The sequence below is a fragment of the Cupriavidus basilensis genome, from assembly GCF_008801925.2.
Classification (GTDB): Bacteria; Pseudomonadota; Gammaproteobacteria; order Burkholderiales; family Burkholderiaceae; genus Cupriavidus; species Cupriavidus basilensis.
This window is the reverse complement of sequence record NZ_CP062804.1, coordinates 3,275,804-3,296,786: the sequence shown is the minus strand read 5'-3', so window position 1 is coordinate 3,296,786 and position 20,983 is coordinate 3,275,804. Positions and strand designations below refer to the sequence as shown.

Here is a 20,983-nt window from a genome sequence, read left to right as displayed (position 1 = left end):
AATGGGCGCGAAGCGGGTGCGCCAGCCCTGCGCATGCTGGATTATCGTCGCATCGTTGCGATCGCCGCTAGTGCGTCCCGCATGCTGGTTTGCGTCAGTTGCCGGATCGTCAGTTGCTGCACCTGCAGCGTAATGTTGGTGAGGTTGAGTACTTGCTGCGCGTCGCCCGTGATGCGTGCTGTCTGCATCAGGCTGCCGCCTTGCGCATTTTGCGTGGCGCTGCCCGCGGCCGACTGGATGGCCAGCGACACGCCGCCGCCTGGCGCGACCGTGGCGCTAGCGGTGATGCCGTTGCCGTGTGCCACTTGTGCTGCCGGGTTGTTGCCTGCCACATTCGTCGTGGGCGCCGCCGCGATGGGTGTGGTCTGGGTCGTGATGGTGCTGACGTTGCTGGCCGAATTGCCATCGCCGGCGATCTGCGCGACCTGGCCTACACCCGCCACCTGCACCGCGGAGCTGGCCGTGCCGCCATTGCCTTGCACATTGCCCGGGGCAAGGCTCTGGACGTGGGCCGACAAGCTCGCCGTGGCCTGCGCCACCGCGTTGCTGGTGGCGAGGTTGGCGGCGGCGACGCGGGCAGTTGCCGTGGCAATCGCCGTATCGTTCTGCCAGCGCGAAACCATTTCCACCACAAAGCCGCTGACCAGGCTCGCGCCCAGGTACTTGCCGCGCACGCCGGCCATCTCCGCATCGGAGACGAGTTCCGCCATTGCTGGCGATGCCATCACGTCGCTGGCATCGTCAGCCGCCGTGGATGCCAGCGCAAGCGTTGGCGTGACCAGCGCCATGCCGGCGGAGCAGCTCAGGCAGAGGAGGCGCTGTGCGGTGCCCATGTCAGAAGTAGTCCATCCGTATCAGGCCAAAGTCGAGCGCCGCGGGCACCATGCCCCCGGCCAGCGCGGCGTTGGTCCGGTCGCGCAAGGCGGGGGCGGCGAAATCGAGCAGCGGCGAGTTCGGATCGAACGGCCGACCGACGATGGCGAACACCAGCCCGTTCCAGTTCGCCGCGAAATCCTCCTCCTTGATGATGCGGTTGCCCAGTGCCGGATCGGCTACGAACACGCGTCCGTCGATGGCCTTGCGCACCACCACGAAATGCAGGTAGCCGTTGACGTCGAGCAAGGTGATGACCGGGATCTTGAGTTGCCGCAGGGCGCTGTAGTCGACGCGGAACCCCCGCCCGCGCAAGCCCAGCGTTTCGACGTAATTGCGCATGTCGAGCATGGAAAAGCCGTTCTTGACCACGGTGTCGGCGTCGGAGATGCGCAGCATGTCCTCGACGATCCTGGGCTCCGCCAGGTCAAAGCCGTAGCCGTAGCGCAACAGCGTGCCTACCGCGGCCGCGCCGCAACTGAAGTCAAGCTGCTGGCGCATCATGTTCTGGTAGCGCATCTCGAGCATGCTCTTGACGGGCTTCCTGAGCATCGGCTGTCCGTCGATGTCGATCGTCATCGTGCTCTGGCCATTGGCACCGAATGCCGCCGCTAGCAGCATGCATGCCCCGGCCACGCGGAATAGCGCGCGCATGACACTCCCCCTTGGGCGGGTTGAGCCGGTGACCCCCGGGGTCCCGGCTCTCCTGCCGCGTTCGTGCTGTTGCCGCAGTGCTCAGTGGGTCGCCGTGGAAATGGCGAGCCCGTTGCTCTGCGCGTTGCCGGCCCCGGCGGCGATATTCACGCCGATGTTGCCCACTGCGTTGGCCAGGGCGCCGCCGTTGAGCGTGGCGGCGTTGTTCGGCCTGCAGCCACACATCGACAGGTCATTGCCGTAGGTGGTCTGGTCATTGGACGCGGTGGCCTTGGCCAGCGCGCCGACGGGGTCTCCCCCGTTGCGGCCGGTGCCGCCGCTGCCCATATTGACCGAGGCCGCCAGCGCGTTGCTCTGCAGGTTGCCGGCGCCCGCGGCGATGTTCACGCCGACGTTGCCCTTGGCCCCGGCCAGCATGTTATCGCCCATGCTGGCGCTGTTTGCGGCGCCGACCGTATGCATGCCGTTATCCGCGGTCTTCTGACTCGAGAACACCTGCGCCGAGGCGAAGACATCCGACGCGTCGATGCTGGCCAGAGCGGCCTGGTTGGACTGGCCGTTGCCCGCGCCAGCGGATATGTTCACGCCGATGTTGCCTTGCGCATTGACTAGCGCGTTGCCGCCGCCGAATGCGCTGTTGGTGGACGGGCCGATACGCACGCTATTGTCGCGCGCGCTTTGCTGGCTGTTGACCACCGCGCCCGATTCGGACCTGAAGTGGATATCTCCCCAGGCAAAGCCGAAGCCACGGACATAGATGTCGTTGCTGATCGCTGTCTGGCTGTAGATATCGGCGTCGTCCGGCCGGTCGAAATAACTGAAGCCGCCCGCGAATGCGCTGGTTGATAGCGCAATGCCCGCTGCGATGGCGAGGATTTTCGTTCTCATGATTTTCTCCTTCCCTGCTTAGAAAAAAGTGCCCGCCGGGGGACGGAGCACAAAAACGTTGGACGAGACATTCCCCGATCCTGCCGTCTGGTTCAGCTGCACCAGGCCAGTAGCGTTGCGGTAGGCATCTGGCTGGATGACTGCCTCGCGCGGACCCGTTGCGTGGCCCGCTGAACCCGGGCGACTTCCTCCGGCCGATTCCGCGGCTAGCAAGCCGTCGGAGATGGCTTCGATCTTTACGCTGGCGGCCGGCGCCAGCACTGCCGCATTGATTTGCACGTTGCCGTTGCCGCTGGCCACGTTTGCCGAAAGCAGTCCGCTGCCATTGGCGAAGGCACCGCCACCGATCTGGCTGACGGCGCTTGTCGCGCTCGCGGTTGCACCGGCATGCTGCTGCGATTGCACGTCCGCGCTGCCATTCGCGATGGCGGCCTGGTTGCTTTGCGCGTTGCCGCTACCCGCGGCCAGGTTCACGGCAGCGCGACCGGCAACGCCGGTGAGCGCGCCGGCATCGATGCGGGTGTTGTCGGTGGCTGCGCCCTGGACCTGCGCGTGGAGCGGCAGGCAGGCAAGCATCAGGCCGGCAAGCCAGGCCGCGTGGTTGCCGTGCGCGGTGTGGGCGCCGGTCATGGCCGGCCTCCCACCGCAAGCGGCGCCAATCCGTGCATCAAGGCGCCAGTCATGTTGCCGGTAGCCTGCGCGACCTGGCCGGCGATGCCGCCCGAGACGCTCCCGGCACCGCTGCCATTAGCCAGTCCCTCGATCTGGCTGGGCGCCAGGGCCAGCCGCCCGGTGGCAGACTGGCTGGCGCCGGACACGGCTGCACTGCGGCCTACCGCGGCAGCGAGATCGCTGTCGGTCAGGTCGCTGGCGACGGCGGCGGTGGATTGCTGGAAGCGTGCGGACGGAAACGGCTCGACAGCGGCGGCTATCGGCATGTCCCCCTGCGGTATGCCGCGATAGGCAATACGCGGCTCGACGCTGCGCAGAATGACGATATCGCCTGGGTCTGCAATCGCGGAGAAGGAAGCAAGGGCGGCGACAAAAGCTGCAAGACCGATGGCGCAGGCCGCGCCAGTCGATACGAACGCCTCCGTGCCGTCATTCGCGCTGGCGGCTGACGCATGGCTGAACTCACTCCCGCGTTGTAGGACTCGTCGCGTCATTTTTTTATGTCTCCCTGTGGCGAACAGAGCGACAAGCGTGCCAATACCCTGCAATCGTGCGCTGTCAACGGTTTGCGGGTGGTGCGCATGAGCGCGCGGAAGTTCCCTGATAGAGGAAGAACATTTTGGTTGCAGCGCTGTAACACGGCATTGCCGATGGCGCCGGATGAAAGTGGTTGCCAATCGGGCGTGCGGCCATGCTGAGTCGGGCAAGACGACGCACTATGCGCGCCTGCTAGGGCAGGCCGGTGCTGGTTGCATTGCTGAAACAGGGCGGGGGCCGGCAAGTGTGGCACCCGCCGGCGGCAAGACGGGTGGCCCGGGTCGCTTGCGCCCCGTCTGCGCCGCTTTACGCGCGTTTGCCGGCGCGCGGCTCTGTACGCAGAAACGGGTACGCTCCGGCCTTGCAGGAGCGTGATGCCCGTGTCGGCGGCATTGGCCTGGGCGCGTCGTTGCGAAGCTGTTGGCGCTCAGGCCGACAGCACGGGCGAGGCTGGTGGCGCGAGGGGTGTCGGCGCGGTGCCGGCGGCTTGCTCGTCCAGTGCACCGGAGATCGGCTTGGGCCCCGGCTGGCTGCGTTCGCAGCCCGTAGCAGCGAGCAGGCCGAGCGCCAGGAAGACGGCCGTGCCAAGGCGGCGGAGGGTTTTCCGGTTCATGGTGCCTCCTTCTGGTTGTCGAAAGGGGATGTGCGGAAGGACGGTGTCGGGACGGCTAGTGCTTGCGGCCAGCCGCTCCGGTGGCGCCGATTAGCCGCTGCGAGACGGCGCACAGCCCGTCTTCCAGTCTAGCCGTTCACCGGCCGGACGGGCCGGAACCGGGGCGCGCGCCGCGTCCGGGCGGCTTGGGCAAAGCGCGGGATGGGCTGTATCATGAACCTTGGAACGGATAACAAAACGGGAGAAGGCTTCATTGGAGTCCCATCATGTTGCGCTACGCCGTGGTTTTCTTCGTCATCGCCATGATCGCGGCCGTGTTTGGCTTTGGCGGCATCTCCGCCGCGGCGGCCGAGTTCGCCAAGATCCTCTTCATCATCTTCCTCGTGCTGTGCGCGGTGTCGTTGATATGGGGCCTGAGCAAAGACCGGGGCTAGGGCAGGTCGCCGGACCCTTTAGCCCCCCGACCAACAGCGGGATCCACGCTTGAATCCAGCCGATTCCCCCGACCAGTCCATGGACCGCACGCCGCCCAGGCAACGCGCTCGCGACATCGGCCATTGGCTGCCCGATCGCCATACCGCCACGCGCACGGCCAGGGTGGTGCTGGCCGCGGTCAGTGCATGGCTGGCGCACCGAGCCGCCAGCAAAGGCGCGGCGCTGTCCTTCTATATGCTCTTCTCGCTGGCGCCCGTGCTGGTGCTGGTGATCTCGATTGCCGGCATCTTCTTTGGCGCGGAAGCGGCACGGGGCGAGATCTTCGCCCAGATCGACGGCCTCGTTGGTGCCCAGGGCGCGGCTGCCATCCAGGAAATCCTTGCCGCCACGCACCGCTCAGGAGGTGGCAGGCTGGCCGCGGCCATTGCCACCGGCATCTTGTTTGTCGGCGCCACCAGCGCCTTCGCGGAACTCAAAGGCAGCCTCGACGAGATCTGGGAGACACCGGCGCCACAGGGTGCAGGCTGGCAGCAATTGCTGCGCGCCCGCTTGCTCTCGTTCAGCCTGGTGCTGGTGCTGGCCTTCATGCTGCTGGTGTCGTTGATCGTCAATGCCGCGTTGGCGGTAGTCGACCGGTTTTGGGGTCAGATGTGGACGCAATCATGGTTTGCGCCGGTGGCGGACGTGCTTTCGACGGCATTTTCGTTTGGCGTGGTGACCCTGCTGTTCGCCGTGATCTTCAAGATGCTGCCCAATGCCCGCATCGCCTGGCGTGACGTGGTCATGGGCGCCATCATCACCGCACTGCTGTTCTCGGTGGGCAAGCGGCTGATCGGCCTTTACCTAGGCAATAGCGCCGTGGCTTCATCCTATGGGGCTGCAGGTTCCGTGGTCGCACTGATGTTGTGGGTGTACTATTCAGCACAGATTTTCTTCTTCGGTGCCGAGCTGACCCGCCAATACGCGCTGCAATTCGGCAGTTTGCGGGGGCAAAGCATCAGCCCGCCGCCCGATCCGCGCGCGGCCGGTCCCGCGAACCGGTAAAATACCGCCCGATTCCCTTCGTGCATGCCCGCAGTGCCCGGCCTCCGACCGCAAGCTGATGGTCGCGCCGGCCCCTGGCGCCGGTCCGCTGCGCCCCGGGCCCCTTTTCATCTTCTGTTTGCCGAATCCACTGCCGTGAGCTCGCTCGTATCCGAAATTGCGCGTCGTCGCACCTTTGCCATCATTTCGCACCCTGACGCGGGTAAGACGACCCTGACCGAAAAACTGCTGTGGTTCGGTGGCGCCATCCAGGTCGCGGGCGAAGTGCGCGCGCGCAAGGCCGATCGCCACGCCACCTCCGACTGGATGGAGCTGGAAAAGCAGCGTGGCATCTCGGTGACCTCGTCGGTGATGCAGTTCCCGTACCGCGAGAACATCGTCAACCTGCTCGACACCCCGGGCCACGAGGACTTCTCCGAAGACACCTACCGCACGCTGACCGCGGTGGATTCCGCGGTGATGGTGATCGACTCGGTCAACGGCGTGGAAGCGCAGACCATCAAGCTGCTCAACGTCTGCCGCCTGCGCGACACACCCATCATCACCTTCATCAACAAGCTCGACCGCGAAGGCCGCTCGCCCATCGAGCTGCTCGACGAAATCGAGGACGTGCTGAAGATGCAGTGCGCGCCGATGACCTGGCCGATCGGCATGGGCAAGGCCTTCCGCGGTGTGTACCACCTGATCGACGACCGCGTGCAGCTGTTCGACCCGCACGGCGAGAAGGGCACCTCGGCCATGGTCCAGGGCCTGGACAACCCGGAGCTGGACCGCGTGCTGGGCACCCAGGCGGAAGAGCTGCGCATCGAGATCGAACTCGTGCGCGGTGCCTCGCATGCCTTCGACAAGGACGCGTTCCTCAGCGGCAAGCAGACGCCGGTGTACTTCGGCTCTGCCGTCAACAACTTCGGCGTGCAATCGCTGCTCGACGCCTTGTGCGAGCTGGCGCCGCCGCCGCAGGGCCGCAATGCAGAGTCGCGTGCGGTAGAGCCGCAGGAGCCCAAGTTCTCCGGCTTCGTGTTCAAGATCCAGGCCAACATGGACCCGCGCCACCGCGACCGCATCGCGTTCGTGCGTGTCTGTTCGGGCCGCTTCGAGCGCGGCATGAAAGTGCTGCATGTGTCCACCGGCAAGACCATGGCCATCAATAACGCCATCACCTTCATGTCGCAGGACCGCAATACGACCGAAGAGGCTTACGCCGGCGACATCATTGGCGTGCCCAACCACGGCACCATCCGGCTGGGCGATGCGTTCAGCGAGGGCGAGGCGCTCAAGTTCACCGGCATCCCGTCGTTCGCGCCTGAGTTCTTCCGTCGCGCCCGGCTGAACAACCCGCTCAAGGTCAAGCAGCTGCAAAAGGGCCTGCAGCAGCTGGCGGAGGAAGGCGCGACGCAGATGTTCCGCCCGATCGCCTCCAACGACCTGGTGCTGGGCGCCGTCGGTATCCTCCAGTTCGATGTGGTGGCGCACCGCCTGGAGCACGAGTACGGTGTCGACGCGATCTTCGAGTCGCACGACTGCGCCACCGCGCGCTGGCTCAAGGGCGACCCCGCGGAGATCGAGAAGTTGATCGAGAAGGCGGGCCACAATGTGGCGCTCGACGGCGCCGGCGACCACGTCTACCTGGCGCCCAGCATGGTCAACCTGCGCCTGACGCAGGAGCGCTTCCCCAAGCTGCAGTTCATGGAGACACGCGAAATCGTTTGATTTTCGCGCCGCCAGGGCGATCTGGCGCAAGCGCCGCCCGTTCGGGCGGCGCGTTTAATCCAGGCGCAGCAGGTAGTGCAGGACCAGCGCGCCGCCGGAGCACAGCACCACCGCATTGACCATGCGCAGGAACTGCTCGCGCGACAAGCGCAGCGTGATCCTGCGCCCGGCCCACAGGCCCAGCGCCATCGCTGGCGCCAGCAGCAGGGCCAGCTTGATGATGGCCGCACCCGCATAGACTCCCGCCAGGGCAAATAGCACCAGCCGCGTCAGCGTACTCACGCCGATCAGCGTGGACTGCGTCATGCGCATGGCGTCCTTGCCTAGTCGGCCCGACAGGTAGATCGCATAGAGAAAGCCGCCGCTGCCGAACATGGCAGAGCACATGCCGCCGCCCAGGCCAAAGGGCAGCGCCGCGCGTGGCGTGAAGCCGTTGGGTCGCTTGCCGGCAAGCGACCAGATCGCATACCCCATGGCGAACACGCCAAGCAGCAGCGGCAGCAGGTCCGACTGCAGCTTGAGCAGCAGTGCGGCGCCCACCAGGCTGCCGGCCAGCATGCAGGGCAGCAGCCGCCCAAGCTCGGCGCGGTCGGCGGCGCGGCCATCGCGCAGCAGGGCAAAGGCTGCGGCTGTGCAGTCCATCAGCGCCAGCAGCGCAACGATCTGGCTCACTGGCATCAGGTAGGCCAGCAGCGGCCCGGCCACCAGCGCGGTGCCGAAGCCCGCCATGCCGAAGATCACATAGGCGCCGGCGATCGCCACGCACATGGCGAGGTAGGCGGACAGGGAAACATCGGGCAGAAGGGCGGTCAGTGCGGTCAGGTCCACGGGCATTGGCGTCAGGGTTGCGTGCCCCACAGCATAGGGACGCCCGCGTGCGCGGACCAATATCAAAGCGCCCCGCGATCCATCGCAAAGCGGCATGGCAGCGCGCTGGGCGCGGCGCGCGCGCCATGGCACACTTGCGCGCACAATCTCAGGCCGATGTCAGCCCGTGCGTCCCATGAGCCCGCCCATTCAATGAGTCCGTCCCTCAAGCAGTTGCGCTACTTCGTTGAAATCGTCGATGCCGGCAGCTTCAGCCTGGCCGCGGAGCGCCTCTTTATCGCGCAGTCGGCGCTGAGCCGGCAGATCAAGGAGATGGAGGGCATGCTGCAGGTGGTGCTGCTGGTGCGCAAGCCGCGCCATGTAGAGACCACGCCGGCCGGCCGCGCTTTCCTTGAGGCGGCACGCCGCATCCTGGCCGAGCTGACCGAGGCCTCGGCGCAGGCGCGTCAGGTCGAGCGCGGCGAGCAAGGCACGGTGCGCCTGCTGCATTCCAGCTCGGTGCCGCTGACGCCGGCCTGCACGGCGGTCTTGCGCGAGTACCAGGCCAAGCACCCCGGGATACGTTTCGAGATCTCGCAGGCATCCAGTGAGCAGCAGGCGATGGAGATCGAGGAGGGCCGCGCCGACCTGGGCCTGGCGCGCGAGCCGCTGCTGCGCCGGCTTCCCGGCGTCGAGGTGGACCCGCTCTATGAAGAGCGCCTTGTGCTGGCGGTAAGCAGCGCGCATCCGCTCGCGCGCGAGGAGACCGTGGCGCTGGATAGGTTGCGGGAAGAGCCCTTCGTGTCGCTGCCGCATCCGGACCGGGGCGGCCTGAGCCATCGCGTGGCGCAGTGCTGCCTGGAGCGCGGCTTCTATCCGCGCGCGGCGGCGGCGATCTCGCGCAAGCTGTCGCAGCTGGCGCTGGTGGAGGCAGGGTTTGGCGTGGCCTTGGTGCCGGCTTCGCTCAGTCGCCTGGCACCGCCGGGCGTGCGGTGCGTACCGCTGGCCGATGCCGGCGGTGATATGCGTTGTGATACGCGCGTGCTGCTGCTGTCGCGCCGCGACGCCGCGCCAGCCGCCGCGGCGCTGGCGCAGAGCTTGCGCGCGTCGCTGTCGCATCGGTAGTCGCCTTAGTCGCTTTTCGGGCCTCCAGCCAGATGCTGACCACCGTGACGGCGTTAAGGGTGCTTTCGGCGCTGAAAGCACCTTGGCCTGCCGGGGCAGCGGCCGGCTGCGGGTCGGCAACGTGTGCGATTGGAAATACATGGGTGAGGTGGGACGTGATGCATACGCCTGCATGCATCACGGGCCTCGGATAGAATGCGTCCCAGCTTTGCCCTCCCGCCGCCCCGTCATCACCGCCATCCATGTCGACCCCTGCTTCCGTTCCGGCCCCCGAGCCGGACTCAGTCTTTCGCGACCCTTCATTTCGGCTGTTCTGGTTTGCCCGCCTGTGCACCACCATCGGCTACCAGATCTTTACGGTAGCGGTAGGCTGGCAGATCTACGACCTCACCCGCGACCCGTTCATGCTTGGCATGGTGGGGCTGGTGCAGTTCCTGCCTTCGGTGATGCTGTTGCTGATGTCCGGCCACGTGGCCGATCGCTTTGACCGGCGCCTGATCGTGCGCACCTGCCAGACGCTGGAAGCGCTGATCGCGGTGTCGATGGCGGTGGCGAGCCTGTCGGGCTGGATCACGCGCGATCACATCTTCGTGTTCGTGGCCCTGATCGGTGCCACCCGCGCCTTTGAGACGCCGACGCTGCAGGCGCTGCTGCCCAGCGTGGTCACGCCACGCATGTTTCCGCGCGCGGTGGCGCTGTCCAGCTCCGCCACACAGACGGCCATCATCATCGGTCCCGCACTGGGTGGCTTCGCCTACGTGGCCGGCCCGGGCGTGGTCTACGCCATCAGTGCCACGCTGTTCGCCGTGGCCGCCTGCCTGGTCACCGCGCTCAAGCTGCGCCAGGCCGCGCAGCGGCTGACCACGCCGGTCAGCATCGCGACGCTGTTTGCGGGGTTTTCGTATATCCGCGGCCGGCCGGTGCTGCTTGGCGCGATTTCGCTGGATCTCTTTGCCGTGCTGCTGGGCGGCGCCACCGCGCTGCTGCCCATCTACGCGCGCGACATCCTGCATACCGGCCCCTGGGGCCTGGGCCTGCTGCGCTCGTCGCCCGCCATCGGCGCGCTGGCGACCGCGCTATGGCTCGCCCACCATCCGATGAACCGCCGCGTGGGTCGCGTGATGTTCGGCGCGGTGGCTGTCTTTGGTATGGCGACGATGGTGTTCGGCATCTCGCACTGGCTGCCGCTGTCGATGGCGGCGCTGGTCGTGCTTGGCGCCTCCGACATGATCAGCGTGGTGGTGCGCTCCACGCTGGTACAGCTCGATACGCCCGACGATATGCGCGGGCGCGTGGGCGCCGTCAACTCGGTCTTTATCGGCGCGTCCAACCAGCTTGGCGAGTTCGAGTCCGGCGTGACGGCCGCGCTGTTCGGGCCGGTTGGCGCGGTGCTGCTTGGCGGCATCGGCACGCTGGTGGTGGTGGTGGTGTGGATGCGTCTGTTTCCCTCGCTAGCCTCGCGCGACCGCTTGCACGATCACCCCGTCACGGCTTGAAATAAGGTCCGAACCGGCCGGTCCGAGCACCGGCCGGGTGCAGCGTCTGTTTTTCCTGCGCAATACCTCCTCCGCACCAAAGCGTACCCAATTCTGCGTGCTCCCGCGCAGGGGGCCGCACGAATCTCCCCACCTAAAAACTAAGTCCAAGCCCGCTCCGGCGAATTTTTTTCATTCGGGCCCAGCCCTTGCCCACACAGGGCTGGCGGCGATTCGCCCAGCTGTCGCCGCGCGTCGGGGTGAAACCAAATCCCCTGTCATTTGTCCTGAAAGTATTGCCAATTTCAATCAAATGCAGGCAATCGTCTGACATCAGGTCGGGGCATCGCCGCACTGTGGCGGAGGTGCCGACGAGCGTGCTGCGGTCGGGCTGCATGGAAGCCAGCCTGATCACCGGCTTGCTCGCAGAAACGGGTACGCCCGACCTGCGCACCTACGCCTTCGGCTTCGAAACTGACCTGCTGTTCCCGTTCACGGGTTGATGCCACGCTCGTGCGTACCAACCTCTTCACGCTCCATAGCAAACAAACCTCTTTCTGAAATCTCTGGAACCGAACCATGAACCCGCCCGCATGCAGACCCTGAAGATCGACCCGCTTTACCTCAAGACCACGCTTGGCTACGCGCGCACACGCTGGTCCGTGCCGGTGCACCTTGCGTGCACCGAAACGCCGCTGCCGCACGCCGGAGGACCAGCGTACCGCCGCCGCGATGACGATGCATCCTGAGCCGCGCATGTCCAGCTTTTCCACACTGATCGCCGGAGCCGAATCCATGAACCTGAACTTCATCGAGCCCCACAAGCTGGAAGCAGCGTGGGCTTACCTGCTGCAACTGGTGGTGCAGCAAGGCCTGAACTGCATCGCCGCCGTGCTGATCCTGATCCTGGGCTGGTGGCTCTCCGGGCGCGCCCGCGCTGCGGTGCTGCGCGCGTTTGACCGCCCGCGCGTGGACGCCACCTTGCGCCCGATGCTGGCCAGCGTCACGCAGTGGATCGTGCGCGTGATCACGGTGGTGCTGGTGCTGTCGCAATTTGGCGTGCAGACCGCCAGCATCATCGCCATGCTCGGCGCCGCCGGCCTGGCCATCGGACTGGCGTTGCAGGGCACGTTGCAGAACATTGCCGCGGGCATCATGCTGGTGCTGCTGCGGCCGTTTCGCGTAGGCCAGTACATCGATGCGCAGGGCGTGGCCGGCACGGTGCGCGAGACGGGTTTGTTCATGACGGAGCTGACCACCTTCGACGGGGTTTGCCTGCGCGTGCCCAACGGCAAGATCTGGGGCAGCGCCATCACCAACTACAGCGAGAATCCCACCCGCCGGCTCGACATCGAAGTCACCGTTACCTTTGGCGCCGACATCCAGGCCGCGCTCGATGCGCTGCGCGCCATGCTTGCGGCCGAGGAGCGCATCCTGGCGGACCCGGCCTCCGAGGCCATGGTGATCAACTACGCTGCGCAGGGCGTGACGCTCAACGTGCGCTGCTGGGTTGCCGCCGGGGATTACTGGAACGTGCGCTTCGCTTTCTACCACCGCATCAAGCAGGTGCTCGAAGCCGCCGGCTGCGCCATCGCCGTGCCGGTGCAGGAGTGGCGCGTGTCCGAGGACGCGCAAGCGGCCGCGCCCGTCGCGCCGGGTCCCATGCATCGCCTGAGCTGACGAACCCACCTCTTCGGATCCCGCCGCAGCGGTGCGCAAGCACCCCGGCGGCGATCCTGTCTGGTGGCGAGCGCTTGCGCCGCCATTGGCCACGCCATTTCTCTCGCCCCTTCGGGTTCTTCACCGGTATCCGCGTTTCGTTGCGCCACGCGGCGGAACACGGCTTGCCTTCAATCTCTGGAATTGGATTTGCAGTCTGCACACAAGCTCGAACTGAACCCCATCGCGCGCAAGCCACTCCGCTTGCGCAAAGTCTCTCCCGCCAATATGGGCGTCTTCCCTTGTGCGCCGCGCGCAAGGCTCGCGCGGTGTCTGCCTGCGCTGGCCTGCGCCGCCGTGCTCGCCCCCGCCGCACCGACTGCGCACGCGCAGGGCAGCCTCACGCTGTACGGGTTTGCCGACGTCGGCATCTTCCGTCCCGCGCCCGGCCAGCCCACTCAGCTCGGCACCATGCAGCGCAGCTTCATCGGCCTGCGCGGCAGCGAGACCCTGGCCCCCGGCTGGGCCGCCACCCTGAACCTGCAAACACGCTTCGACATGGGCGATGGCCGGCTCGAAGCCAGCGGCGCCACGCCGTATTTCCAGGGCGAATCCACTATCGGCATCCAGTCGCCCTACGGCGATCTGCGCGTTGGCCGTGCGCTGACGCCGATGTGGCAATACGACTGGCAGTACGACAGCTGGAGCAATTTCAACCGCGTGAGTTCGGTGGCGTGGTACGTGTACCACCCGTCCTATCGCACCGATCCGTACCACAATGGCCCCGCGGGCGAATACTCGCGCCTGAACAACGGCGTGTTCTACGACTCGCCGAAATGGGGTGGGATACACGTACACGCATCTGCCGGCGTGGAGAAGAACGAAACGCCGGACGCCGCTGGCAACCGCGACCGTACGCGGCCGCTGGCGGCCTCGCTCAACTACGATGCCGGGCCCTGGTCGGCCATGCTGACGGCGGAGCGCAATTCGGCGTATGACAACACATGGTTCGCGGGGCTGGCCTATGCGTTCACCAAGGTGCGGCTGATGGCCTCGTACAGCCAGACCCGTCTAAGCACCGCGAGCCATGCCTTCCTCGGCGACGCCAGCGCCAGGCGCAGCGCCGCCACGCTTGGCGTCAACTGGCGCGTGGGCGCCTATACGCTGAAGCTCTCTGGCGCGCGCGATTTCCAGGGCTATGGCACGGCGGGCGTGACCGACTACGTCACCAGCGGCGTGGACTATGCGCTATCGAAGCGCACCACGCTGTATGGCGCCGTGTCGTATCGCCACAGTCGCTACGCAGGTGGCGGCACCGGATGGGGTGCCGGCATCAGCCACAGCTTCTAAGCCGCGCACAAGCTATCTCGCGTCAGCCTTCCTCGGCAAACAGCGAGCAGGCCCCTGCCTCCGCTGTACTCACATGACGGCGGAAATTGGCAAACAGGTCGCGCCCCACGCCGTGCCGGTTGGCGGAGAGGTCGGGCGGCGTCACTGAGCGCGCGGCCCATTCCTCTTCGGGCACCAGCACCGTGAGCACGCCCGCATGCGCGTCCACGCGCATCGGGTCGCCATCGCGCACGCGGGCGATGCCACCACCACTCAATGCCTCAGGGCACACATGGATGGCGGCCGGCACCTTGCCCGATGCGCCGGACATGCGTCCGTCCGTCACCAGCGCCACGTGGAAGCCGCGGTCCTGCAGCACGGTCAGCGTGGGTGTGAGCTTGTGCAGCTCCGGCATGCCGCAGGCGGCCGGCCCTTGCCATGGCAGCACCGCGATAAAGTCACGCTCCAGCTCGCCGCGCTTGAACGCTTCGATCAGCGCGTCTTGTGTGTGGAACACCATCGCCGGGGCTTGCACGATGTGGTGCTCGGGCTTGACCGCCGAGATCTTCAGCACGGCGCGGCCGATATTGCCGTCAAGCAGCTTGATGCCGCCTTCTGGCGCGAAAGGCTGGCCGGCGGCGCGCACCATGGTGTCATCCAGCGGCGCTTCGGGCCCGTCGATCCAGGTGAGCTGGCCATCGCGCAGCACCGGCTCGCGCGTGTAGTCGGCCAGGCCCTTGCCGACCACGGTGGTTACGTCGTCGTGCAGCAGGCCAAGCTGCAGCAAGCCGCGAATCACCAGCCCGAGTCCGCCGGCGGCCTGGAACTGGTTCACATCCGCGCTGCCGTTCGGATACACGCGCGCCAGCAGCGGTACCACTTCCGATAGCTCGGCAAAATCGTCCCAGCCCAGCACGATGCCCGCGGTGCGCGCCATCGCCACCAGGTGCAACGTATGGTTGGTGGAGCCGCCGGTGGCCAGCAGGCCGACGATGCCATTGACGAAGGCGCGCTCGTCGAGCACGTCCGCCACCGGCGTATAGCGATCGCCGCCATGTACAAGGCGTAGCGCCTGCCGCGCGGATTCGCGCGTGAGGGCTTCGCGCAGCGGCGTGTTGGGATTGACGAATGCAGTGCCGGGCAGGTGCAGGCCCATGATCTCCATGAGCATCTGGTTGGAGTTGGCGGTGCCGTAGAAGGTGCAGGTGCCCGGGCCGTGATACGACTGGCTCTCCGCCTCCAGCAACTCCGCGCGGCTGAGCTTGCCCTCGGCATAGCGCTGGCGCACGCGGGCTTTTTCCTCGTTGCCGATGCCGGTGGTCATGGGGCCGCCTGGCACGAAGATGGCGGGCAGGTGGCCGAACGACAGCGCGCCCATCACCAGCCCCGGCACGATCTTGTCGCACACGCCGAGGTACAGCGCGCCGTCGAACATCTGATGCGAGAGCGCCACCGCGGTGGATAGCGCGATCACGTCGCGCGAGAACAGCGAGAGATCCATGCCGTCCTGGCCCTGCGTCACACCATCGCACATGGCGGGTGTGCCGCCGGCGAATTGCGCGGTGCCGCCCGCCTCCAGCGCGGCTTCCTTGAGCCATTGCGGATACGCCGCCAGGGGCTGGTGCGCCGACAGCATGTCGTTGTAGGACGAGACGATGGCGAGGTTGGGGCGCTCCTGCGCTTTCAGGCGGATCTTGGCCTGCTCCGGCATGGCCGCCACGGCGTGCGCCAGGTTGGTACACGAGAGCTGCGCACGCTCCACCTTCTGTCCCGCCATGGCGCGGGTGCGGTCCATGTAGGTCTGGCGGGTGGCGGCGCTGCGTGCCACGATGCGGGCGGTGACCCGTTCCAGGACTGGGTGACTTGGCATGGGGATCTCCTGCGTGGGTGCTTTTTCAGCCTAGTGCACATTGGGGGGCGGCGCACGGTTGGTGAGCAGTTGGTGCGCGGTAGGTGCACGCTTGGCGCCAGTATGAGCCGCTGCACGTTTTCTCCACAAGTGCTAGACTCCGCCGCATTCTCTGGAGTTCAAACGACATGAAGCAAGCAGCGCAACGCACCGCCATCGCAGTGTTTGCCGCGGCACCTTACGGTGAACGCGTGCTGCTGGCTATTCACGTCTAGTCTTCCGAGCGTCCCGCCCGGAAGGCTGCAAGGCCAGTTCCGGGAACGACGAAACCGATCATCGCCAACCCCGGACGGCCCGCAGGCCCGCCGGGGTTTTGTTTTTTTCTTTCGCCACTATCTGACACGCCATGCGTACCTACGACAAGTTGATTGCCACGATTCAAACCGGCCAAGGGAACGGGGGCTTGCGCTCGTCCCTTGGTGCGGTAACGGCGTCGTCTGGCGTAGTCACCGAGACCATTGCGTGCCGCATGCGGCATGCCGGCGCCGCCTCGCAAGCGATCCCATAGCCTCCTGGCTGCACATGCAGTCCGGGAGGCCTCGCAGATCGCCTCCCAGGGACCACAAACACCCTGGCAGGCACGCACCCGCCAGGGTGTTTGCATTCAGGCAGCCCATCATGGAAAGCAGAAACGAAAGCAGGAAGGAAAGCAGGAAACTCAGGAACATCGGCATCATTGCCCACGTGGACGCGGGCAAGACCACCACGTCGGAACGCATCCTGTTCTACACCGGTGCCAGCCACCGGCTGGGCGAGGTGCATGACGGCGCCGCCACCATGGATTTCGATCCACAGGAGCAGGCGCGCGGCATCACCATCAACAGCGCGGCCACCACCGTGTACTGGCGCGGGCACCAGATCAACCTGATCGATACCCCGGGTCACATCGATTTCAACATCGAGGTGAACCGCTCGCTGCGCGTGCTCGACGGCGCGGTGGTGGTGTTCGACGGCGTGGCCGGCGTGGAGCCGCAGACGGAGACCAACTGGCGCCTGGCGGACCACTACCACGTGCCGCGCCTCGCGTTCATCAACAAGCTGGATCGCACCGGCGCGGACTTCCTGCGCGTGGCCGGCATGATCGAAGAACGCCTCGGCGTGGTGCCGCTCGTGCTGCAGTTGCCGATCGGCCGCGAAGGCGATTTCCACGGCGTGGTCGATCTCGTCACCATGCAAGCCCTGCTATGGCAAGGCGGCGCGGGCGGCACTGGCTACGTGACCGATGCCGTGCCGCAGGCGCTGGCGGCGCAGGCCGCGGCATTGCGCCAGCGTTTGCTGGAAACGCTGGCCGAACAGGACGATGCCTTGCTGGAAGACTACCTGGCGGGCCGCGAGCCGACCGGTGACGCCCTGCGCGCAGCCATCCGGCGCGCGACCATCAGCGGCGCCGTGGTGCCCGTGCTGGCGGGTTCCGCCTTCAAGAACAAGGGCGTGGAGCCTCTGCTCGATGCGGTGACGGCGTACCTGCCAGAACCTGGCGAGGCGGGCCGTCATGCAGTGAGCGCGGACGCTGACCAGCCGCTGGTGGCGCTCGCCTTCAAGGTCGTGCACGACGCGCACGGCACGCTGACGTTCGTGCGCGTGTATCGCGGGCGGCTTGCTGCCGGCGACACCGTGCTCAACGCGGGCAGCGGCAAGCGCGAGCGGGTGGCAAGGCTGTACGAGATGCACGCGGACCGCAAGCAGGAGCTGGCGGTTGCCGTAGCCGGCGACATCGTGGCGATAGCGGGCCTCAAGGCCACCATCACCGGCGACACGCTGACGGATCCCGCGCACCCCATGGTGCTGGAGGCGATTGACACGCCCGAGCCGGTGATCGACGTGGCCATCGAGCCGAAGAGCCAGTCCGACCAGGCCGGCTTGTCGCGCGGGCTGCAAGTGTTGGTGCAGGAAGATCCGAGCCTGCGCCTGCGCCAGGATCCGGAGAGCGGGCAGACGTTGCTGTCCGGCATGGGCGAGCTGCAGCTGGAGGTCACGCTGGAGAAGCTGCGCACGCGCTTTCATGTGGAGGTCACGGTAGGCCGCCCGCAGGTGGCGTATCGCGAAACGCTGACCCGTGCCGCCGATGCGCGCTACCTGCATCGCAAGCAAAGCGGTGGCCCGGGCCAGTACGCGGAAGTGGTGCTGCGCTTCGAGCCGCTGGCGCGCGGCGAGGGTGTCCGGTTCGAGAGCCGCATCAGCGGTGGCGCGGTGCCGCGCGAGTTCGTGCCGGCGGTGGAGGCCGGCATCCGGCGCGCGGCCGCGCAGGGCGTGCTCGCGGGCTATCCGGTGGTGGATTTCCAGGCCATCTTGCTGGACGGCAGTTATCACGAGCGCGACTCCTCGGCCCAGGCCTTTGAGACCGCGGCCGCGTCCGCCTTCCGCGAAGCCGCGCGGCAGGCTGCGCCCGTGGTGCTGGAACCGGTGATGAGTGTGGAAGTGGTGACGCCCGCCGACCATGTGGGCGACGTCATCGGCGATATCCACCGGCGCCGTGGCATGGTGCGCGGGCAATCGCAACGCGGTGGCGGCAATACCACGGTGGTGCAGGCGCATGTGCCGCTGGCCAGCCTGTTCGGCTATATCGGCAGCCTGCGCGCGCTGAGTTCGGGCCGAGCCAGCTTTGCCATGCAGTTCGATCACTATGCCGCGGCACCAGCCGCGGCGGTAGTGGAGATGGCTGGCTGAGCCTGACGGCAGCTGCAATCGGGCGGGCGCCGCGTGGGCGTCCGCCCCTTGCTCAGACGTCGACGATCACCAGCGTGCCGTGGCTGCCGGGCAGCACGGCATGTGGGATGCCGGCAAGGGCGAGGTACATCTGCCCGGGCTCGACGACAACCGTGCCGGCTTCGCCTTGCACTTGCAACATAAGCTGTCCGCTCACCACGAGCAGGCCTTCGTTGTAGTCATGCGTCTCGGCTTCATACGCTTGTTCATCCATGCGCAGCACCTTGATGCGGGCGGGGCCGACCTGGCCCAAGACCGTGGACTTCCATGCGCTGGGCAGCGCGGCGGCAAGGTCGTCAAGCTGAATCAGCGGCACTGGTGTGGCTCCGGGTTGGTCTAGACGCGCTTCGGGATATCCAGGCCCTTTGCCACCGCGGGACGCGCCAGGAAGGCCTCGAGCGCGCGCGTGACGTGGGGGAAGTCCTGGATGCCGACCAGCTCGCCAGCCTCGTAGAACCCGATCAGGTTGCGCACCCAGGGGAAGGTCGCAATGTCGGCAATGGTGTAAGTGTCACCCATGATCCAGGCACGGTCCGCGAGGCGTCCGTTGAGCACGGCCAGCAGCCGCTTGGCTTCCGCGACGTAGCGGTCGCGCGGGCGCTTGTCCTCGTATTCCTTGCCGGCGAACTTGTTGAAGAATCCCAGTTGCCCGAACATCGGCCCAATCCCCCCCATCTGGAACATCAGCCACTGGATGGTCTCGTAGCGGCCGGCGGGATCTTGCGGGATGAACTTGCCGCTCTTGTCGGCAAGGTAGAGCAGGATCGCGCCGGACTCGAACAGGGCCAGCGGCTGGTCGCCAGGGCCGTTCGGGTCGAGGATGGCGGGAATCTTGTTGTTGGGGCTGATCGACAGGAATTCCGGTGTGTACTGGTCATTGGTGTCGAAGCGCACCAGGTGCGGCTCGTAGGGCAGGCCGGTTTCCTCGAGCATGATCGAGACCTTGACGCCATTGGGCGTGGGCAGCGAGTAGAGCTGGATCCGCTCCGGGCGCAAGGCGGGCCATTTATTGGTAACGAGGAAGGCGGAAAGATTGGTCATGGAAATCCGTAGGAATGGATGGGCTGGGGCAATGGTTGGCCTTGGCGGCCGGTGAGGATGGCCGTGCCGGGGTTCGCCGCGGCGCCTGGCCGGGCAAGCGCCGTGTCACTTCGGCTTGTCGTCGCCGTCGGGAGGGGTGACGCCGGCGGCGACCAGGCAATCGCGCAGGTGCTTGATCTCCTGCTTGGCGCAGACATTGCCGTGATGTGGGTGATGAAGGTAGAACTCGTACTCGTTGAGCACCACCCTGAAGCGGGCGCCCTGGATCGGCTCCACCTTCGCGCCGAGTTGCTGCAGCAGCGACTCCACCTCGCGCCAGTGGATGTTGTTGCTGAGCGGGTGACTGAAGATCGACTGCAGGAGGCTGCGGGATTTGTGGCTCATGGCGCGGTCAGGCTTGTTCGGCGGCAATAGCCGTAGCATACAAGAGCGGGTGGGTTGGCGCTTGCTGCACCCGCGAGAGGCCTCCCGTGCGTGTCCTATCCCAGTCCTTGGCCAGTGCAGCGCCAGGCAGGCACGCGGCGCGGGCTTGATACCCTGAGCGTCTTGCGGATTGCGTTCTACGATTCCACTGCCATTGCATCCCGCCCTGGCTACGCAGAAACGGGTACGCTTTGCCGAGCCGGGGCGTGTTTGCCCCGTCGCCGCCCCTGTTCCCGATGCCCGCCTAGCCGGAGAAATTGCCGTGCCGGCCGGCACCCCCGACAAAGCGGGCGGCCCCCTGGATGCCCTCCTCGAACACGATCGGCGTGCCGTTGGTCCCTTCGGCCCGCAGTGCGTCGGCCAGCGGCAGGTCCCATTGCCCGTAGGCGGAGGCCCGGTCCGCCAGCATGCAGCGTTGCGGGAAGGCGGCCAGCTCGTGCGCCAGCGCCTCGGCCGCGGCGCGGGCCTGGCCGGGCTCGACCACGCGGTTGGCCAGCCCCATGGCGAGCGCTTCCTCCCCGGGCACCGGGCGGCCGCTCAGGATCATGTCGAGCGCGCGGCCCATGCCAACGATGCGCGGCAAGCGCACCGTGCCGCCGTCGATCAGCGGTACGCCCCAGCGCCGGCAGAACACGCCAAAGACGGCATCGCGCTCCGCCACGCGCAGGTCCGCCAACAGCGCCAGCTCCAGCCCGCCGGCTACCGCATAGCCGCTGACCGCGGCTACCAGCGGCTTGGAAAGCGCCATCCGGCTCGGGCCCATCGGGCCCGCGCCACCGCCTTGCGGATCCAGCTCGTGACGGCGCGCCGGGTCGCTTACCGCCGACAGGTCGGCGCCGCCGCAGAAATGCCCGCCCGCGCCCCATAGCACGGCCACGCGCAGCGCCGGGTCGGATTCGAACCCGGCAAATGCCTCGCGCAGCGCCAGCGCCATCGGGCCATCCACGGCGTTGCGCTTGTCGGCGCGGTCCAGAATGATGGTGAGGACCGGGCCGGACGTTTCGGTCCTGACATAATGGTTGGGCTGACTAGGCTTACTATCCATGCTCGTATCCTCGGTGCCTGCGCCTGGCAGGGGTGAAT

The 20,983-nt window shown here is 66.8% G+C and carries 22 protein-coding genes; 9 read left to right on the top strand and 13 right to left on the bottom strand.

Annotated features, from left to right (window positions below; genetic code table 11):
• Positions 1–41: 41 nt before the first annotated feature.
• The 6 genes from F7R26_RS35590 to F7R26_RS35565 form a co-directional block, all read right to left on the bottom strand.
• The gene (locus tag F7R26_RS35590) at positions 42–833 is read right to left on the bottom strand and encodes a hypothetical protein (protein ID WP_150989199.1); all 792 of its coding nucleotides are present in this window, start codon (positions 831–833) and stop codon (positions 42–44) included.
• A gap of 1 nt (position 834) precedes the next feature.
• Positions 835–1,527: a C39 family peptidase gene (locus F7R26_RS35585; RefSeq protein WP_150989202.1), complete on the bottom strand. Its 693-nt coding sequence runs from the start codon at positions 1,525–1,527 to the stop codon at positions 835–837.
• An 81-nt stretch (positions 1,528–1,608) separates the two neighbouring features.
• Complete coding sequence (locus tag F7R26_RS35580; protein WP_150989204.1) at positions 1,609–2,415, bottom strand: hypothetical protein; 807 nt, start codon at positions 2,413–2,415, stop codon at positions 1,609–1,611.
• Positions 2,416–2,433: 18 nt separating this feature from the next.
• Positions 2,434–3,045, bottom strand: coding sequence for a hypothetical protein (locus F7R26_RS35575; protein ID WP_150989206.1), 612 nt, complete (start codon positions 3,043–3,045; stop codon positions 2,434–2,436).
• Positions 3,042–3,581, bottom strand: a complete 540-nt coding sequence (locus F7R26_RS35570; RefSeq protein WP_150989208.1) for a hypothetical protein — start codon at positions 3,579–3,581, stop codon at positions 3,042–3,044. The genes F7R26_RS35575 and F7R26_RS35570 overlap by 4 nt, the downstream gene beginning before the upstream one ends.
• A 470-nt stretch (positions 3,582–4,051) precedes the next feature.
• Positions 4,052–4,237 (bottom strand): hypothetical protein, encoded by a 186-nt coding sequence (locus F7R26_RS35565; protein ID WP_150989211.1) that lies wholly within the window; start codon positions 4,235–4,237, stop codon positions 4,052–4,054.
• 266 nt (positions 4,238–4,503) lie between these two features.
• Here F7R26_RS35565 and F7R26_RS35560 point away from each other — a divergent pair, with 266 nt between their 5' ends.
• The 3 genes from F7R26_RS35560 (at position 4,504) to F7R26_RS35550 (ending at position 7,426) form a co-directional block, all read left to right on the top strand.
• The gene (locus F7R26_RS35560) at positions 4,504–4,671 is read left to right on the top strand and encodes a DUF1328 domain-containing protein (protein WP_150989214.1); all 168 of its coding nucleotides are present in this window, start codon (positions 4,504–4,506) and stop codon (positions 4,669–4,671) included.
• Positions 4,672–4,750: 79 nt separating this feature from the next.
• Positions 4,751–5,716: a YihY/virulence factor BrkB family protein gene (locus F7R26_RS35555; RefSeq protein WP_150989288.1), complete on the top strand. Its 966-nt coding sequence runs from the start codon at positions 4,751–4,753 to the stop codon at positions 5,714–5,716.
• 135 nt (positions 5,717–5,851) lie between these two features.
• Entirely contained in the window at positions 5,852–7,426 is a 1,575-nt protein-coding gene (locus tag F7R26_RS35550; protein WP_043357489.1) for a peptide chain release factor 3, read from the top strand.
• A gap of 54 nt (positions 7,427–7,480) precedes the next feature.
• On the opposite strand, the gene F7R26_RS35545 is transcribed toward F7R26_RS35550, so the two are convergent.
• Positions 7,481–8,260 (bottom strand): sulfite exporter TauE/SafE family protein, encoded by a 780-nt coding sequence (locus tag F7R26_RS35545; RefSeq protein WP_150989217.1) that lies wholly within the window; start codon positions 8,258–8,260, stop codon positions 7,481–7,483.
• Positions 8,261–8,446: 186 nt separating this feature from the next.
• Here F7R26_RS35545 and F7R26_RS35540 point away from each other — a divergent pair, with 186 nt between their 5' ends.
• Complete coding sequence (locus F7R26_RS35540; RefSeq protein WP_150989221.1) at positions 8,447–9,358, top strand: LysR family transcriptional regulator; 912 nt, start codon at positions 8,447–8,449, stop codon at positions 9,356–9,358.
• Between the two features lie 242 nt (positions 9,359–9,600).
• The gene (locus tag F7R26_RS35535; protein WP_150989224.1) at positions 9,601–10,854 is read left to right on the top strand and encodes an MFS transporter; all 1,254 of its coding nucleotides are present in this window, start codon (positions 9,601–9,603) and stop codon (positions 10,852–10,854) included.
• A gap of 133 nt (positions 10,855–10,987) precedes the next feature.
• Here F7R26_RS35535 and F7R26_RS35530 read toward each other — a convergent pair whose 3' ends face one another.
• Positions 10,988–11,230, bottom strand: a complete 243-nt coding sequence (locus F7R26_RS35530) for a hypothetical protein (protein WP_170301945.1) — start codon at positions 11,228–11,230, stop codon at positions 10,988–10,990.
• Between the two features lie 196 nt (positions 11,231–11,426).
• Between F7R26_RS35530 and F7R26_RS35525 the strand changes: the two genes are divergently transcribed.
• From F7R26_RS35525 to F7R26_RS35515, 3 genes are all read left to right on the top strand, one after another.
• Positions 11,427–11,582 carry a hypothetical protein gene (locus F7R26_RS35525; protein ID WP_170301949.1) on the top strand — a complete coding sequence of 52 codons (156 nt, stop codon included), beginning with the start codon at positions 11,427–11,429 and terminating at the stop codon, positions 11,580–11,582.
• A gap of 46 nt (positions 11,583–11,628) precedes the next feature.
• Positions 11,629–12,513 (top strand): mechanosensitive ion channel family protein, encoded by an 885-nt coding sequence (locus F7R26_RS35520; RefSeq protein WP_150989291.1) that lies wholly within the window; start codon positions 11,629–11,631, stop codon positions 12,511–12,513.
• A gap of 189 nt (positions 12,514–12,702) precedes the next feature.
• Positions 12,703–13,842, top strand: a complete 1,140-nt coding sequence (locus F7R26_RS35515) for a porin (RefSeq protein ID WP_150989230.1) — start codon at positions 12,703–12,705, stop codon at positions 13,840–13,842.
• Between the two features lie 22 nt (positions 13,843–13,864).
• Here the strand turns inward: F7R26_RS35515 and edd are convergent, their stop codons facing one another.
• Positions 13,865–15,691: a phosphogluconate dehydratase gene (edd, locus tag F7R26_RS35510; protein ID WP_150989234.1), complete on the bottom strand. Its 1,827-nt coding sequence runs from the start codon at positions 15,689–15,691 to the stop codon at positions 13,865–13,867.
• Between the two features lie 657 nt (positions 15,692–16,348).
• Here edd and fusA point away from each other — a divergent pair.
• Complete coding sequence (gene fusA, locus F7R26_RS35505) at positions 16,349–18,397, top strand: elongation factor G (RefSeq protein ID WP_150989237.1); 2,049 nt, start codon at positions 16,349–16,351, stop codon at positions 18,395–18,397.
• Between the two features lie 52 nt (positions 18,398–18,449).
• Here fusA and F7R26_RS35500 read toward each other — a convergent pair whose 3' ends face one another.
• From F7R26_RS35500 to F7R26_RS35485, 4 genes are all read right to left on the bottom strand, one after another.
• Complete coding sequence (locus tag F7R26_RS35500) at positions 18,450–18,752, bottom strand: cupin domain-containing protein (protein ID WP_150989240.1); 303 nt, start codon at positions 18,750–18,752, stop codon at positions 18,450–18,452.
• 20 nt (positions 18,753–18,772) lie between these two features.
• The gene (locus tag F7R26_RS35495) at positions 18,773–19,477 is read right to left on the bottom strand and encodes a glutathione S-transferase N-terminal domain-containing protein (protein ID WP_150989243.1); all 705 of its coding nucleotides are present in this window, start codon (positions 19,475–19,477) and stop codon (positions 18,773–18,775) included.
• Positions 19,478–19,582: 105 nt separating this feature from the next.
• Positions 19,583–19,861, bottom strand: coding sequence for a type II toxin-antitoxin system HicA family toxin (locus F7R26_RS35490; RefSeq protein WP_150989246.1), 279 nt, complete (start codon positions 19,859–19,861; stop codon positions 19,583–19,585).
• Positions 19,862–20,144: 283 nt separating this feature from the next.
• The gene (locus F7R26_RS35485) at positions 20,145–20,945 is read right to left on the bottom strand and encodes a crotonase/enoyl-CoA hydratase family protein (RefSeq protein ID WP_150989249.1); all 801 of its coding nucleotides are present in this window, start codon (positions 20,943–20,945) and stop codon (positions 20,145–20,147) included.
• Positions 20,946–20,983 lie beyond the last annotated feature (38 nt).

Coding starts and splice junctions, on each gene's coding strand:
- F7R26_RS35590 (WP_150989199.1), bottom strand. CDS start 833: ATGGGCACCGCACAGCGCCTCCTCTGCCTGAGCTGCTCCGCCGGCATG.
- F7R26_RS35585 (WP_150989202.1), bottom strand. CDS start 1,527: ATGCGCGCGCTATTCCGCGTGGCCGGGGCATGCATGCTGCTAGCGGCG.
- F7R26_RS35580 (WP_150989204.1), bottom strand. CDS start 2,415: ATGAGAACGAAAATCCTCGCCATCGCAGCGGGCATTGCGCTATCAACC.
- F7R26_RS35575 (WP_150989206.1), bottom strand. CDS start 3,045: ATGACCGGCGCCCACACCGCGCACGGCAACCACGCGGCCTGGCTTGCC.
- F7R26_RS35570 (WP_150989208.1), bottom strand. CDS start 3,581: ATGACGCGACGAGTCCTACAACGCGGGAGTGAGTTCAGCCATGCGTCA.
- F7R26_RS35565 (WP_150989211.1), bottom strand. CDS start 4,237: ATGAACCGGAAAACCCTCCGCCGCCTTGGCACGGCCGTCTTCCTGGCG.
- F7R26_RS35560 (WP_150989214.1), top strand. CDS start 4,504: ATGTTGCGCTACGCCGTGGTTTTCTTCGTCATCGCCATGATCGCGGCC.
- F7R26_RS35555 (WP_150989288.1), top strand. CDS start 4,751: ATGGACCGCACGCCGCCCAGGCAACGCGCTCGCGACATCGGCCATTGG.
- F7R26_RS35545 (WP_150989217.1), bottom strand. CDS start 8,260: ATGCCCGTGGACCTGACCGCACTGACCGCCCTTCTGCCCGATGTTTCC.
- F7R26_RS35540 (WP_150989221.1), top strand. CDS start 8,447: ATGAGTCCGTCCCTCAAGCAGTTGCGCTACTTCGTTGAAATCGTCGAT.
- F7R26_RS35535 (WP_150989224.1), top strand. CDS start 9,601: ATGTCGACCCCTGCTTCCGTTCCGGCCCCCGAGCCGGACTCAGTCTTT.
- F7R26_RS35530 (WP_170301945.1), bottom strand. CDS start 11,230: ATGCAGCCCGACCGCAGCACGCTCGTCGGCACCTCCGCCACAGTGCGG.
- F7R26_RS35525 (WP_170301949.1), top strand. CDS start 11,427: ATGCAGACCCTGAAGATCGACCCGCTTTACCTCAAGACCACGCTTGGC.
- F7R26_RS35520 (WP_150989291.1), top strand. CDS start 11,629: ATGAACCTGAACTTCATCGAGCCCCACAAGCTGGAAGCAGCGTGGGCT.
- edd (WP_150989234.1), bottom strand. CDS start 15,691: ATGCCAAGTCACCCAGTCCTGGAACGGGTCACCGCCCGCATCGTGGCA.
- fusA (WP_150989237.1), top strand. CDS start 16,349: ATGGAAAGCAGAAACGAAAGCAGGAAGGAAAGCAGGAAACTCAGGAAC.
- F7R26_RS35495 (WP_150989243.1), bottom strand. CDS start 19,477: ATGACCAATCTTTCCGCCTTCCTCGTTACCAATAAATGGCCCGCCTTG.
- F7R26_RS35490 (WP_150989246.1), bottom strand. CDS start 19,861: ATGAGCCACAAATCCCGCAGCCTCCTGCAGTCGATCTTCAGTCACCCG.
- F7R26_RS35485 (WP_150989249.1), bottom strand. CDS start 20,945: ATGGATAGTAAGCCTAGTCAGCCCAACCATTATGTCAGGACCGAAACG.